Here is a 14,438-nt window from a genome sequence, read left to right on the forward strand (position 1 = left end):
GGACACACACCGAGGGCCCGTCGGTTCCCCTGTGACCGACGGGCCCTCGGATCGTGCAGCCGGGATCAGACGGGCAGCCGCTCGCCCTCGTCGTCGCGCGCGGCCCCGCCCGCGACGGCCTCCGGCGACTCGTCGTGCGTCAGGTCCGGCAGCCAGCCCAGCCAGCCGGGCAGGTACCAGTTGCGCTCGCCGAGCAGCGCCATCACCGCCGGGAGCAGCACACCCCGGATGATCGTCGCGTCGATCAGCACGGCCGCCGCGAGGCCCACGCCCATCTGCTTCATGGACTGCATGGACAGCGTCCCGAAGATCGCGAACACGGCGACCATGATGACGGCGGCGCTGGTCACGACCCCCGCCGTGGTGACGACACCGTGCTGGATGGCCTCGTTCGTGCTGCGGCCCCGCATGCGCGCCTCACGGATCCGCGACACCACGAACACGTGGTAGTCCATCGACAGACCGAACAGGATCACGAAGAGGAACAGCGGCAGCCAGGTGATGATCGCGCCGACCCCCTCCGCGCCCACCAGCGAGGCACCCCAGCCGTGCTGGAAGACGGCGACCAGGATGCCGTAGGCGGACCCCACCGACAGCAGGTTGAGCACGATCGAGGTGATCGCGACCGTCAGCGAGCGGAACGAGAGCAGCATCAGCAGGAAGGCGAAGACCACGACGAAGGCGAAGACCGGGACGACCGAGCCGACCAGCTGGTCGTTGAAGTCCTGGTTGCCCGCGACCTGACCGGTGATCGGCGCCTGCACCCCGTCGACCTTGCCGAGCGTGGCCGGCCGCACCTCGTCGCGCAGGGTGTCCAGGCTCGCGCCCGCCTTGTCCTGGTCGGAGCCGCCGACCAGCGGGACGTAGACGAACGCGACGTTCTGCGCGTCGTGCAGCTTGATCTCGACCGGGCCGCGCGAGGCACCCGAGGAGACCGCCTGCGCCTTGAACCGCGCGAGCGCGTCCTTGACCTCGGAGGAGTTGATGTCGTCCGCCTTGACGACGACGGTGGCCGGCTCGGAACCGCCCGGGAAGGCCTCGTTGACCCGGTTGTACGTCTGCACGATCGGCAGCGAGTCGCCGAACTCCTGGTCCAGGGTGAGGTTCTGCGTCTTCATGCCGAGCGCCGGAGCGGTGACGGCCAGCAGCGCGCCGGCCGCGACCACCACGGAGACGACGGGCTTGGCGAGCACGCCCTTGAGGACGAAGGACCAGAACCGGCTGCCCTCGTCGACCGTGCGCGCGCGACGCCGCTTCAGGAAGGGCAGACGGCCCTTCTCCACCCGCTCGCCGAGCAGCGACAGCAGCGCGGGCAGCACGGTCACCGAACCGACCATCGCGACCGCCACCACCATCAGCGAGGCCAGGCCCATCGCCTCGAACCCGGCGAGCCCGGTGAACAGCATGCCCGCCATCGCCACACACACCGTGACACCGGAGACGATCACGGCCCGGCCGCTGGTCGCCGCCGCGATCCTGAGCGCGGTCCCCGCGTCCCGCCCCGCGGCCCGCTCCTCGCGCTCCCGGCGCAGATAGAACAGGCAGTAGTCGACCCCCACGGCCAGACCCACCAGCAGCATCACCGAGCTGGCGGTGTCGTCCATCGGCTGGACGTGGCTGACGATCGCCATCAGACCGGTCGTCGCCATGATCGCGGTGAGCGCGAGCGCCACCGGCAGCAGCGCGGCGACCAGCGCGCCGAACGCGATCAGCAGGATGCCCAGCGCCACCGGCACCGCCGAGAACTCGGCCTGCTGGAAGTCGTCGCCGAACGCGTCGTCGAACGTCTTCATCATGCTGGCGCCGCCGATCTCCTCGATCCGCAGCGAGGAGTGCTCCTTCTGCACCCCGGCGACCGCCTTCAGCACCGGCTCCACCCGCTCGCCGGCCGTGTCGGAGTCACCGCGCATGTCGAACTGCACGAGCGCGCTGCGCCCGTCCTTCGAGATCGTGTCCGTGTCGTACGGCGAGGACACGTCGGTGACCTTGCCGGTCCCCTCCACGGCCGTGACGATCGCGGCGACCGCCGAGCGGAACTCGGGGTCGGTGGCCTGGAGCGAGTCGTCCTTCGCCTGGACGAGCACGGTCTCGCCGGCCGGCTCCTCGATGCCCGCGTCCTCGATGATCTGCGCCGCGGTGTGGGTCTCGCCCTTCAGCTGGTCGCTGTCCTTGACCTCGACCGTGCCCATCGCGGACCCGATGCCCATGGCCAGGACGACGAACAGCACCCAGATGCCGACGGCGGCCCATCGGTGGCGTGCGCTCCAGCCGCCGGCCCGGGCCGCCAGGCCCCGTACCCGCGTATCTCCATGTGCCATGACGGGCCTGCCCCCTCGTGAGCGGTGACAGCCCCCTGCCGCCACCTTTCGATTCGAAGGTATGGGGCGGATAAAGCCTTCTCGTCGTGCTGCCCGGTGAAGTCCGGGCCGCCGGGGTCCTCCCCTCGGAGCGGGCGGACTCACCGCAGGGGAGGAGGTGGGCCCCTACATCTATCGTGCGTTCTCGGGGGCCGACCCTAGGCTGAGGGACATGACGACGACGTACGCGGCCCTGTTGCGCGGCATCAACGTGGGCGGGGCCAGGAAGCTCCCGATGGCCGGCCTGCGCACCCTCATGGAAGGGCTCGCGTACGGCGACGTGCGCACCTACCTCCAGAGCGGCCAGGCCGTGTTCTCCTCGGCCCACGGCGACGAGGAGCGCCTCGCCGCCGAACTGGCCGCGACGATCGCGAAGGAGTTCGGCTTCGACGTCGACGTCCTCGTCCGCGACCACGCGTACCTGAGGACGATCGCCGAGGCCTGCCCGTTCCCCGCCGCCGGCCTCCAGCCCAAGCAGCTCCACGTCACGTACTTCTCCGCGCCCGTCGGCGCCGAGCGCTTCGCGGAGATCGACCCGGCCGCCCACCTGCCCGAGGAGTTCCGCCTCGGCGACCGCGCGCTGTACCTGCACACCCCCGACGGCCTCGGCCGCTCCAAGCTCGCGGAGCTGTTGTCGAGGCCGCGCTTCACCAAGGGCCTGGTGGCGACGACCCGGAACTGGAACACGGTGCTGAAGCTGGTGGAGATGACGGAATCGTGAACCGGCCGGTGATCTGATCATCCGGACGTACGACCGCGCCGCCGTCTGTGCGAGGCTCGTCCCATGCGCTACATCATCATCGGGGCAGGGGCGGTCGGCGGCACCGTCGGCGGACGGCTGGCGGAGGCCGGACAGGAGGTCGTCCTGGTCGCCCGGGGCGCCCACGCGGCGGCGCTCAGGGAGGGCGGGCTGCGGCTGAGGGTGCCGCAGGGCGAGCTGACCCAGCGGCTGCCCGTCGTCGGCGGACCGACGGAACTGGGCGCCCTGCGCGCCGACGACGTCCTCGTCCTCGCCGTGAAGACCCAGGACAGCGAGGCGGCCCTCGCCACCTGGGGCCCGGCCCCGGTCGAGGGCGGCGGCACGGCCGCCGAGCGGCTGCCGCTGGTCTGCGCGCAGAACGGGGTCGAGAGCCAGCGCCTGGCCCTGCGCCGCTTCCGGCAGGTGTACGGCGTCTGCGTCTGGCTGCCCTCCACCCATGTCGAACCCGGTGTCGTCTCCGCCGCCGGCAGCCCGCTCACCGGCATCCTCCACCTCGGCCGCCACCCGCACGGCACCGACGACACCGTCCGCCGGATCGCCGCCGACCTGGAGAAGGCGCACTTCGAGGCCCCGGTCGTCGAGGACGTGGCCCGCTGGCAGTACGCCAAACTGCTGTCCAACCTGGGCAACGCCCTGGAGGCGGTGACCGGCGGCCTGGCCGGCGACGAGCGGGCCGAGGCGCTGTTCGCCCGGGTCCGGGCGGAGGGCGCGGCCGTGCTCGACGCGGCGGGCATCGCGCACGCGAGCCCCGAGGAACAGCGCGCCGTACGCGGCGACAAGGTCACCCTCGTCCCCCTCGACGGGGTCCCGCGCGGCGGCGGCTCCTCCTGGCAGTCCCTGAGCCGGGGCGCCGGCACCATCGAGGCCGACTACCTCAACGGCGAGATCGTCCTCCTCGGCCGCCAGCACGGCGTACCGACCCCGCTGAACGAACTCCTCCAGCGACTGGCGAACGCATCCGCACGGGAGCGGAAGGGGCCGGGTGCGCTGCCGGTGGAGGACCTGGTCCGCCTGGCCGACACCGTCGGCGGCTGAGCGGCGCCGCGCGCACGCCCCGGCCGGCCGTTCAGGCGCCGACCGCCGCGAGGGCCGGCACCCGTGCCGCGTCGTAGCGGTCCAGCAGCAGTCGCGCCACCTCGGGCGCAGGGCCCAGGACCTCCGCCAGGACGTCCGCGTCGGCCGCGCCGCGGGCGATGCGGTCCGGGAGGCGGCCGGGCGCCAGGACGTACGGCGCGACGGCGACGCGGGCGCAGCCCAGCTCGCGCAGTTCACGCACCGCGTCCTCGGTGCGCGGCAGGGATGCGGAGGCGAACGCAGGCCGCACGGCGCACCAACCGGTGTGCCGCCACTCCCGCGCGATTGCTGCGATCACTGCGATCGCCTCCGGGTCCGTGGACCCCGCCGAGGCCAGCACGACCCCGGTCGAGGACTGGTCGGCGGGCGTCAGACCCGCCTCGTACAGCCGCCGGTCCAGCGCCCGCAGCAGCAGCGGCGACGGGCCGAGCACCTCGGCCTGCCGGATCCGCAGCTGCGGCGGCGCGTCCCGGAGGACCGCCGGGATGTCCGCCTTCGCGTGGAAGGCGCGGGTGAGCAGCAGCGGGAGGGCGACGACGTCGCGTACGCCCTCGGCCGCCAGGGACTCCAGCACCCCCTGCACGGAGGGGAGGGTGAAGTCCAGGAAGCCGGTCTCCACGCGCAGCCCCGGCCGCAGCGACCGTACCCGCCGCACGAGGGCGTGCACGGTCGCGGCGTGCCGCGGATCGCGGCTGCCGTGGGCGACGACGAGGAGGACCGGCCCGGTGCGCATCCTGAGGATCAGCCCTTCACCAGCAGACCGCGGCTGCGCAGCACCCACCGCTCCAGCGGGCTGAAGATCAGCAGGTCGATGGCGATGCCGACGAACAGGATGAGCAGGATCGCCTCGAACACCATCCCCATGTCGCTGGCGTTGCGGCCGTTCTCCAGGAGCTGGCCGAGGCCCACGCCGAGGTCGGGGAAGGAGGCGATGATCTCCGCCGCCATCAGCGACCGCCACGAGAACGCCCAGCCCTGCTTCAGACCGGCCACATAGCCCGGCAGCGCGGCCGGCAGCGTGATGTACACCGTGCCCTTGACGCCCGTCGCGCCCATGGTGCGGCCGGCCCGCAGGAACAGCGGCGGCACCTGGTCGACGCCGGACACCAGCCCGTTGGCGATCGAGGGGACCGCGCCGAGCAGGATCACCGCGTACATCATCGAGTTGTTCAGACCCAGCCACAGCACGGCCGGCGGCACCCACGCCACCGACGGCAGGGACTGGAGCCCGGAGAGGATCGGACCGATCGCCGCCCGGACGAACTTCACCCGCGCCACCAGCAGCCCCAGCGGGGTGCCGATGGCGAGCGCGAAGAGGAAGCCGAGCAGACCGCGCGAGACGCTGGTCCAGATGTAGCCCAGCAGCTTGCCCTCGAGCCAGGCCGTCTTGAGCGTCTGCCAGACGTCCCCGGGCGCCACCAGCTTGGTCGGGTCGTCGACCACCTTGAAGGCGATCTGCCAGACGACCAGCAGCAGCACGGTCGCCAGGACCGGCGGCAGGATCTTGTCCACGAAGGTCCGCGCGAACGGCGTCCGGCCGGCGGCGGTGACTCCGTCCAGCGCGTCGAGACCGGCCTCGACGCTCCCGGAGTCGGCGGACTTCGTCTCAGTGCTGGCCATGACGGCGGATCTCCCCACGCAGGACATCGGTGATTTCCAGGGACAGTTCCGCCACGGGGGCGTCCTCGATACGGCGCGGCTGCGGGATGTCGACCACCCACTCGCGGGCGATCCGGCCGGGCCGGGACGACAGCAGGATCACCCGCTGGGCGAGCCGCACCGCCTCGCGCACGTTGTGCGTGACGAACAGGACCGACAGGCCCGTCTCCGTCCAGATCCGGGTCAGCTCGTCGTGGAGCACGTCCCGGGTGATGGCGTCCAGCGCCGCGAACGGCTCGTCCATCAGCAGCAGCTGGCTCTCCTGGGCGAGCGCCCGGGCCATCGCCACCCGCTGGCGCATACCGCCGGACAGCTCGTGCACCCGCTTGTCGTACGCGCCCTTCAGCCGGACGAGTTCGAGCAGCTCCTCGGCGCGGCCGCGCCGGTCGTTCTTGGCGACTCCCCTGAGCTTCAGGGCGAGTTCGATGTTCTTGCCGGCGGTGAGCCAGGGGAACAGGGCGTGCTCCTGGAACATCAGCGCCGGACGGCCGTCGGTCGTGATGGACCCGGCGGTGGGCCGGTCGAGCCCGGCCACCAGGTTCAGCAGCGTCGACTTGCCACAGCCCGAGGCCCCCAGGAGGGTGACGAACTCGCCCGGTGCGACATCGAGGGTGATGTCGTCCAGGACGAGCTGCTGCCCGCCCGGTCCCGCGAAGGACTTCGATACCTGATCGAGGCGTGCCGCGTACTCCACCGTTTCGGCGGCCTTGGCGAGGGTCGTGCTCATGGTCGTCACCTCCTGGGAACTCATCGGGACTCCGGTCAGCTGCCGCTCACGCCGAGACCGGCGTCGTCGACCGCGGTCTCACCCTCGGCCTTGAGGACCTTGTTCAGGATCGACAGGTCGTAGATGCCCTTGAGGTCGGGCTTCTCCAGCAGACCCGCCTTGACGGCGTGCTCCGCCTCGGTGCTGAGGGTGGAGGCCAGCGGGTCGTTGATGAACTGGATCGACTTCCACGCCGGGTCCAGCACGTCCGCCGGCAGCGCCTTGCCGGAGTCCGCCTCCAGCTGCTTGTTCGCCGCCGCCTTCGCCTCGTCCGGGTTGGCGTTGATCCACTTGTTGGTGTCGACCGAGCCCTTCAGCACGGCCTCGACGACCTTCGGGTGCTCGGTGAGGAACTTCTGCGACACGATGATGTTCGTGATCACGAACTTCTGGTCGGGCCACAGCGTCGACTCGTCGAGGAGTACCTTGCCGCCCTCGGCGACCAGCTTCGACGCGGTCGGTTCCGGCACCCACGCCCCGTCGATCGAGCCCGCCTTGAAGGCGTCCGGGGTCACCTTGTTGTCGCTGCGGACGACGGTGACGTCGCCCTTGCCGCTCTGCGCGTCGACCTTCCAGCCCTGGTCCGCGATCCAGTTGAGGAACGCCACGTCCTGCGTGTTGCCGAGCTGAGGCGTGGCGATCTTCTTGCCCTTGATGTCCTTGAGGGACTTGACCTTGTCCGGGTTGACGACGAGCTTCACGCCGCCGGAGGCCGAACCGCCGATGATCCGCAGGGACTTGCCGTCGGACTTGGTGTAGCCGTTGATCGAGGGGGAGGGGCCGATCCAGCCGATGTCGATGGACCCGGCGTTCAGCGCCTCGATCTCCGAGGGGCCGGCGTTGAAGGTGGCGTAGGAGGCCTTCGTCGCGCCGAGCGCCTTCTGGAAGATGCCCTGCTCACGGCCGACGAGCGCGGTCGCGTGGGTCAGGTTGCCGAAGTAACCGATCTTGACGGTGTCGAGTCCGTCGATCTTCTCCGCCCCGGCGGCGACCTTCTCGTTCTTGTTGGTGTCCTTGGCCTCGGACCCGTAGCCGCAGGCGGCGAGGGTGAGGAGGGGGAGAGCGGCTGCGGCGGCGAGGCCGCGGCGAAGAAGCGTGGAGCGGTTGACAGGCACGGGAGGGGTTCCTCTCGTTGGCCCGGCGGTCACGGTCTTTCAGGTCGTGGCCGGGTGATCGGCAAAGGGTCTTCGTCGCTTCCGGGACGTCGGGTGGGGGGACGGGGCGCGCAGGCAGTGCGCGTACGTCAGCGCACACATCGCGCCACTCCGCCCTGTCCGCTGCCGAGGGCGCCGCTGCCGACCCGGCCGCCCTCCTTCGCGAACGACCCGTAGAAATCCGTGGAATTCATGATCAGAAGTCCCAACCGTCGTCGTCGGACTCGTCCTTGACGGGCTCGGGGGAGGCGAACGACTCGCCGACCATGCCGGCGGTCAGCGTGGTGCCGTCCGCCGGGTCGATCAGGATGAACGAACCCGTACGGCGCGAATCCGCGTAGGAGTCCACCGGCAGCGGCTCCGCGGTGCGGATCTTCACCCGGCCGATGTCGTTGGCGGCGAGCTGTCCCGGGTGCGGGTGCAGGGACAGGTCGTCGAGCGTGAGCCGGGACGGGATGTCCTTGACGATCGCCTTGACCGTGCGGGTGCCGTGCTTGATCAGCACCCGGTGACCGACGGTCAGCGGCTGGTCGGCCACATGGCAGACGGTCGCCTCCACGTCCTGCGTGGTCGCGGGCGCGTCCTTGCTGGGCACGATCAGATCGCCGCGCGAGACGTCGATGTCGTCGGCGAGCAGCACGGTCACCGACTGCGTCGTCCACGCCACGTCCACCGGTGCGCCCAGCAGGTCGATCCCGGAGATCGTGGAGGTGCGGCCGGACGGCAGAATCGTGACCGGGTCGCCCACCCGGAAGGTGCCGGCGGCGATCTGGCCCGCGTAGCCCCGGTAGTCGGGGTGCTCGGCGGTCTGCGGCCGGATCACGTACTGCACGGGCAGCCGGGCGTGGCAGTGCGCCAGGTCGTGGCTGACGGGGACGGTCTCCAGGTGTTCCAGGACCGTCGGGCCGCCGTACCAGTCCATGGTGGCGGAGGGCTCCACCACGTTGTCGCCGGCGAGCGCGGAGATCGGGATCGCGGTGACCTCCGGGACGCCCAGCTCGGTCGCGTACGCCGTGAACTCCTCGGCGATCGAGGCGAACACGGACTCCCGGTAGTCGACCAGGTCCATCTTGTTGACGGCGAGGACGACGTGTGGGACGCGCAGCAGGGCCGCGATCGCCGCGTGCCGGCGGGTCTGCTCGACGACGCCGTTGCGGGCGTCGACCAGGATCACCGTCAGCTCGGCCGTGGAGGCGCCGGTGACCATGTTGCGGGTGTACTGCACATGGCCCGGGGTGTCGGCGAGGATGAACCGGCGCTTCGTCGTGGCGAAGTAGCGGTAGGCCACGTCGATGGTGATGCCCTGCTCGCGCTCGGCCCGCAGCCCGTCGGTGAGGAGGGCGAGGTCCGGGCCCTCCTGGCCGCGGCCGGCCGAGGCGCGCTCCACGGCCTCCAGCTGGTCGGTGAGGACCGACTTGGAGTCGTGCAGCAGCCGGCCGACGAGGGTGGACTTGCCGTCGTCGACGGAGCCGGCGGTGGCGAACCGCAGCAGGGTGGTGGCCGAGAGCTCCTCGGCGGTGATCGTGCTCATGATTAGAAGTACCCCTCGCGCTTGCGGTCTTCCATCGCGGCCTCGGACATCTTGTCGTCGGCGCGGGTGGCGCCGCGCTCGGTGAGCCGGGAGGCGGCGATCTCGGTGATGACCTGGTCCAGGGTCACCGCGTCGGAGTCGACGGCACCGGTGCAGGACATGTCACCGACGGTCCGGTAGCGCACGAGGCGCTTCTCGACGGTCTCGCCGTCCTTGGGCCCGCCCCACTCACCGGCGGTCAGCCACATCCCGGACCGCTGGAACACCTCCCGCTCGTGCGCGAAGTAGATGTCGGGCAGTTCGATGTCCTCGCGGGCGATGTACTGCCAGACGTCCAGCTCGGTCCAGTTGGACAGGGGGAAGACGCGGACGTGCTCGCCGGGGGCGTGGCGGCCGTTGTACAGGTTCCACAGCTCGGGGCGCTGCCGGCGGGGGTCCCACTGGGAGAACTCGTCGCGGAGCGAGAACACCCGCTCCTTCGCGCGTGCCTTCTCCTCGTCGCGGCGTCCGCCGCCGAAGACGGCGTCGAACTTCTCCGCCTGGATCTTCTCGGTGAGGGGGAGGGTCTGGAGCGGGTTGCGGGTCCCGTCGGGCCGCTCGCGCAGCACCCCGCGGTCGATGTAGTCCTGCACGGACGCGACATGCAGCCGCAGCCCGTGCTCGGCGACGACGCGGTCGCGGTAGTCGATGACCTCGGGGAAGTTGTGCCCGGTGTCGACGTGCAGCAGCGAGAAGGGGATCCCGGCCGGGGCGAACGCCTTCAGCGCGAGGTGCAGCATGAGGATGGAGTCCTTGCCGCCGGAGAAGAGGATCACCGGGTTCTCGAACTCGCCCGCGACCTCGCGGAAGATGTGCACCGCCTCGGACTCCAGCGCGTCCAGGTGGCTGAGGGCGTACGGACTGGCCGTGCCCTCCTCGGCCGTGGCGACGGTCGTCACACCAAACCCCTCTCGCTGAGCAGCGCGTACACCGACGCCGCGGACTCCTGCACGGTCTGGTTCTGGGACTCGATCCGCAGATCGGGCGACTCGGGCGACTCGTACGGGTCGTCGACGCCGGTCAGCCCGCTCAGCTCGCCCGCCGCCTGCTTGGCGTACAGGCCCTTCACATCGCGTACGGAGCACACCTCGACCGGAGTCGCCACATGCACCTCCAGGTACGCGGCCCCACCCTCCTGGTGGCGCTTGCGTACCGCCTCCCGGCTGTCCGCGTACGGCGCGATCACCGGCACGAGCGCCTTCACGCCGTTGCGGGCGAGCAGTTCCGCGAGGAAGCCGATGCGCTGCACATTGGTGTGCCGGTCCTCGCGGCTGAAGCCGAGGCCCGCGGAGATGAACTCGCGGATCTCGTCGCCGTCGAGCACCTCGACGCGGTGGCCCTCCTCGCGCAGCCGGCCGGCCAGCTCGTACGCGATGGTGGTCTTGCCGGCACTCGGCAGACCCGTGAGCCAGACGGTGGCTCCGGTCGTCACGTGGTTCTCCAATGTCGTAGGCACAGTGGGCACGGTCATGGGGATCAGCCGTGCAGTCCGCACTCGGTCTTGGCGCGTCCCGCCCAGCGGCCGGCGCGTGCGTCCTCGCCCTCCAGGACCCGGCGGGTGCAGGGGGCGCAGCCGACGGAGGCGTAGCCGTCCATCAGCAGGGGGTTGGACAGTACGCCGTGCTCGGTGATGTACGCATCGACGTCATCCTGCGTCCAACGGGCGATCGGCGAGATCTTGACCTTCTGCCGCTTCTCGTCCCAGCCGACGACCGGGGTGTTCGCCCGGGTCGGGGACTCGTCGCGCCGCAGGCCGGTGGCCCAGGCCTGGTATCCCGCGAGCCCTTCCTCCAGCGGCCGCACCTTGCGCAGCTTGCAGCACAGGTCGGGGTCGCGGTCGTGCAACTTCGGCCCGTACTCGGCGTCCTGCTCGGCGACGGTCTGGCGCGGGGTGAGCGTGATGACGTTGACGTCCATCACGGCCTCGACCGCGTCGCGGGTGCCGATGGTCTCCGGGAAGTGGTAGCCGGTGTCGAGGAACACCACGTCCACGCCCTTGAGGACCCGGGACGCCAGATGGGCGACCACCGCGTCCTCCATGGAGGAGGTCACACAGAAGCCCTTGCCGAAGGTGTCCACCGCCCACTGGAGGATCTCCAGGGCGGAGGCGTCCTCCAGGTCACGGCCCGCCTGCTCGGCGAGCGCCTTCAACTCCTCGGTCGTACGGCCTTCCTGAACCGTCGTCATATCCGGTCCCCTCCCGTGTCGGTGCGCTGAACGCCCCGGGCGAGCAGCCCGAGGAACTTCAGCTGGAATGCGCGGTTGCATGCCGCGCATTCCCACGCGCCGTGACCTTGCTCGTTCGGTCGCAGGTCCTCGTCGCCGCAGTAGGGGCAGTGGAAGGGGGCGGCCCGCTCGCTCATGAGAGGGCCTCCTCGCCGGCCCGCGCCGCCCAGGCGGCGAACCGCTCGCCGTCCTCGCGCTCCGCCTGGAAGCGCTTGAGTACCCGCTCGACGTAGTCGGGAAGCTCCTCGGAGGTCACCTTGAGGCCGCGGACCTTGCGGCCGAAGCCGGCCTCGAGGCCCAGGGCGCCGCCCAGGTGCACCTGGTAGCCCTCGACCTGCTGGCCGTCGTCGTCGAGGACCAGCTGGCCCTTGAGACCGATGTCCGCGACCTGGATACGGGCGCAGGCGTTCGGGCAGCCGTTGAGGTTGATGGTCAGCGGCTCGTCGAAGTCCGGGAGCCGCCGCTCCAGCTCGTCGATCAGGGAGGAGCCGCGCTGCTTGGTCTCGACGATGGCGAGCTTGCAGTACTCGATGCCGGTGCAGGCCATGGTGCCGCGCCGGAACGAGGACGGCTTCGCGGTCAGGTCCAGCGCCTGGAGCGCCTCGACCAGCGACTCGACCTGGTCCTCCACCACATCGAGGATGATCATCTTCTGCTCGACGGTGGTCCGCACCCGGCCCGAGCCATGGGCCTCGGCGAGGTCGGCGATCTTCGCCAGGGTGGCGCCGTCCACCCGGCCGACGCGCGGGGCGAAACCGACGTAGAAGTTGCCGTCCTGCTGGCGGTGCACGCCGACGTGGTCGCGCCAGCGCGAGGTGGGCTCGGCGGGCGCGGGGCCGTCCACGAGCGTGCGCTTCAGGTACTCGTCCTGGAGCACCTGGCGGAACTTCTCCGGGCCCCAGTCGGCGACCAGGAACTTCAGCCGGGCGCGGTTGCGCAGCCGGCGGTAGCCGTAGTCGCGGAAGATGCCGATCACGCCGGCCCACACGTCCGGGACTTCGTCCAGCGGCACCCAGGCGCCGAGCCGGACGCCGATCTTGGGGTTGGTGGACAGGCCGCCGCCGACCCACAGGTCGAAGCCGGGGCCGTGCTCGGGGTGCTCCACGCCGACGAAGGCGATGTCGTTGATCTCGTGCACCACGTCGAGGAGCGGCGAGCCGGAGATCGCCGACTTGAACTTGCGCGGCAGGTTGGAGAACTCCTTGCTGCCGATGTACCGCCGCTGGATCTCGTCGATCGCCCAGGTGCCGTCGATGATCTCGTCCTCGGCGATGCCGGCGACCGGCGAGCCGATCACGACACGCGGGCAGTCGCCGCAGGCCTCGGTGGTGGACAGGCCGACGGCCTCCAGCCGGTTCCAGATCTCCGGGACGTCCTCGATGCGGATCCAGTGCAGCTGGATGTTCTGCCGGTCGGTGATGTCCGCGCTGCCCCGGGCGAACTCCTGCGAGATCTCACCGATCACCCGCAGCTGCTGTGTGGTCAGCCGGCCGCCGTCGATGCGCACCCGCAGCATGAAGTACTTGTCGTCCAGCTCCTCCGGCTCCAGGATCGCGGTCTTGCCGCCGTCGATCCCGGGCTTGCGCTGGGTGTACAGCCCCCACCAGCGCATCCGGCCGCGCAGGTCGTTGGGGTCGATCGAGTCGAAGCCGCGCTTGGAGTAGATCGTCTCAATGCGTGTCCGCACATTGAGACCGTCGTCGTCCTTCTTGAACTGCTCGTTGCCGTTGAGCGGGGTGTGGTGCCCCATGGCCCACTGCCCCTCACCGCGGTGACGGCTCACCTTGCGGCGGGGCGCGGAGGCGGCAGGGTTCTGTGGGGTGGCGGCCATCGTGAATACGTCCTTCGGGACAGGCGGAAAGCGGCTCTGACCTGCGCGTACGGGCGCATGGGGGGATATGTGCGCGTCGTTGCGCAGGGGCAAGGCAGGGGAAACCGAGGGAAGGCTGGCTCAGGAGACGCGGCGGCGCTGTGCTGTCAGCCCGCCGGACAGATGGCGCTGGACATGCGGCCGAGGTCGACGTGCCGCCGACTCACCAAGGCAATTCCAGTTCCAGACATGACGGAAGCGTGGCACGGCGATCTGGACACAGTCCAGCTTTATCCGCCATGTGGACACCCTTGTCCCGAGATATGAGACGCGGGTGTCCTCGATCACATGGCGCGCACGGCCCCTTGTCCCCGCAGGTCAGAACCGGTATGCACGGCCCGGTCAGCCGGCCTGCGCACCAGGCCAGGGGCCCGGCGCGGACACCTCGGGCTGTTCCTCCACCTTGGTGTCGAACAGCTGGAAACCCCGTCGCTGGTAGTTCGCCATGGCGTGCTCGCCGTCCAGGCTGCAGGTGTGCACCCACACCCGCTTGGTCTGCGGCAGGCCCGGCCAGCGGTCCCCGAGGTCCCAGGCGCGGGCGGCCCCGTACGACAGCAGGTGCCCGCCGATCCGCCGCCCCCGGAAGGCGGGGATCAGCCCGAAGTACACGATCTCCACGACCCCGTCGTCCTGGGGCTCCAGCTCCACGTACCCGGCGGGCGTGCCGTGGTCGTGGGCGACCCAGGTCTCGACCCCCGGGCGCGCCAGATGCTCGGCCCAGCGTGCGTACGGCCAGCCCAGCCGGTCGATCCAGCGGATGTCGCCGCCGACGGAGGCGTAGAGGAAGCGGCTGAACTCGGGCGAGGGCACCTCGGCGCGGACGATCCGGACGTCACCCTCCGGCGCGGCGGCCGGCAGGAGATCGGTCGGGGCGGTCTGCTCCAGGGACCAGGTGGTCACGGGGATGTTGGTCATGCGGCCAGGGAATCATCGCGGCGGAGGGTCTGTCGATCGCGGTCCACGGGCCGGCCGGTCGGACGGGGCCCGGATTCCTCCTCCCGT

The 14,438-nt window shown here is 70.8% G+C and carries 15 protein-coding genes; 2 read left to right on the forward strand and 13 right to left on the reverse strand.

The annotated features are described in order from the left end of the window. Window positions 1–65: 65 nt before the first annotated feature. The gene (locus tag ABZ490_RS27590) at window positions 66–2,318 is read right to left on the reverse strand and encodes an MMPL family transporter (RefSeq protein WP_358995274.1); all 2,253 of its coding nucleotides are present in this window, start codon (window positions 2,316–2,318) and stop codon (window positions 66–68) included. 211 nt (window positions 2,319–2,529) lie between these two features. Here ABZ490_RS27590 and ABZ490_RS27595 point away from each other — a divergent pair, with 211 nt between their 5' ends. Beyond that, window positions 2,530–3,078 carry a DUF1697 domain-containing protein gene (locus ABZ490_RS27595; RefSeq protein ID WP_358995277.1) on the forward strand — a complete coding sequence of 183 codons (549 nt, stop codon included), beginning with the start codon at window positions 2,530–2,532 and terminating at the stop codon, window positions 3,076–3,078. Between the two features lie 63 nt (window positions 3,079–3,141). Further along, window positions 3,142–4,152 (forward strand): 2-dehydropantoate 2-reductase, encoded by a 1,011-nt coding sequence (locus tag ABZ490_RS27600; RefSeq protein WP_358995280.1) that lies wholly within the window; start codon window positions 3,142–3,144, stop codon window positions 4,150–4,152. Between the two features lie 31 nt (window positions 4,153–4,183). On the opposite strand, the gene ABZ490_RS27605 is transcribed toward ABZ490_RS27600, so the two are convergent. The 12 genes from ABZ490_RS27605 to ABZ490_RS27660 form a co-directional block, all read right to left on the reverse strand. Beyond that, window positions 4,184–4,924: a sirohydrochlorin chelatase gene (locus ABZ490_RS27605; RefSeq protein ID WP_358995283.1), complete on the reverse strand. Its 741-nt coding sequence runs from the start codon at window positions 4,922–4,924 to the stop codon at window positions 4,184–4,186. 8 nt (window positions 4,925–4,932) lie between these two features. Then, window positions 4,933–5,811: an ABC transporter permease gene (locus ABZ490_RS27610; protein WP_358995285.1), complete on the reverse strand. Its 879-nt coding sequence runs from the start codon at window positions 5,809–5,811 to the stop codon at window positions 4,933–4,935. Then, window positions 5,798–6,601, reverse strand: coding sequence for an ABC transporter ATP-binding protein (locus tag ABZ490_RS27615; RefSeq protein ID WP_358995288.1), 804 nt, complete (start codon window positions 6,599–6,601; stop codon window positions 5,798–5,800). The genes ABZ490_RS27610 and ABZ490_RS27615 overlap by 14 nt, the downstream gene beginning before the upstream one ends. 11 nt (window positions 6,602–6,612) lie before the next feature. Further along, entirely contained in the window at window positions 6,613–7,731 is a 1,119-nt protein-coding gene (locus tag ABZ490_RS27620) for an aliphatic sulfonate ABC transporter substrate-binding protein (protein WP_358995291.1), read from the reverse strand. 235 nt (window positions 7,732–7,966) lie between these two features. Beyond that, a complete protein-coding gene (locus tag ABZ490_RS27625; RefSeq protein ID WP_358995294.1) occupies window positions 7,967–9,301 on the reverse strand; it encodes a GTP-binding protein in 1,335 nt (444 codons plus the stop codon). A gap of 2 nt (window positions 9,302–9,303) precedes the next feature. After that, the gene (gene cysD / locus ABZ490_RS27630; RefSeq protein WP_358995296.1) at window positions 9,304–10,239 is read right to left on the reverse strand and encodes a sulfate adenylyltransferase subunit CysD; all 936 of its coding nucleotides are present in this window, start codon (window positions 10,237–10,239) and stop codon (window positions 9,304–9,306) included. Continuing rightward, the gene (gene cysC / locus ABZ490_RS27635; protein WP_358995299.1) at window positions 10,236–10,772 is read right to left on the reverse strand and encodes an adenylyl-sulfate kinase; all 537 of its coding nucleotides are present in this window, start codon (window positions 10,770–10,772) and stop codon (window positions 10,236–10,238) included. Before cysC ends, cysD begins: the two co-directional genes overlap by 4 nt. A 44-nt stretch (window positions 10,773–10,816) precedes the next feature. Further along, window positions 10,817–11,527: a phosphoadenylyl-sulfate reductase gene (locus tag ABZ490_RS27640; RefSeq protein WP_358995302.1), complete on the reverse strand. Its 711-nt coding sequence runs from the start codon at window positions 11,525–11,527 to the stop codon at window positions 10,817–10,819. Next, the gene (locus ABZ490_RS27645) at window positions 11,524–11,703 is read right to left on the reverse strand and encodes a hypothetical protein (protein WP_055637400.1); all 180 of its coding nucleotides are present in this window, start codon (window positions 11,701–11,703) and stop codon (window positions 11,524–11,526) included. The genes ABZ490_RS27640 and ABZ490_RS27645 overlap by 4 nt, the downstream gene beginning before the upstream one ends. Next, a complete protein-coding gene (locus tag ABZ490_RS27650; protein WP_358995306.1) occupies window positions 11,700–13,397 on the reverse strand; it encodes a nitrite/sulfite reductase in 1,698 nt (565 codons plus the stop codon). Before ABZ490_RS27650 ends, ABZ490_RS27645 begins: the two co-directional genes overlap by 4 nt. A gap of 146 nt (window positions 13,398–13,543) precedes the next feature. Continuing rightward, window positions 13,544–13,627, reverse strand: a complete 84-nt coding sequence (locus ABZ490_RS27655) for a putative leader peptide (RefSeq protein WP_309500612.1) — start codon at window positions 13,625–13,627, stop codon at window positions 13,544–13,546. 151 nt (window positions 13,628–13,778) lie between these two features. Further along, window positions 13,779–14,351: a GNAT family N-acetyltransferase gene (locus ABZ490_RS27660; RefSeq protein WP_358995309.1), complete on the reverse strand. Its 573-nt coding sequence runs from the start codon at window positions 14,349–14,351 to the stop codon at window positions 13,779–13,781. Window positions 14,352–14,438: the final 87 nt, after the last annotated feature.

The organism is Streptomyces sp. NPDC005811, assembly GCF_040630405.1.
Classification (GTDB): domain Bacteria; phylum Actinomycetota; class Actinomycetes; order Streptomycetales; family Streptomycetaceae; genus Streptomyces.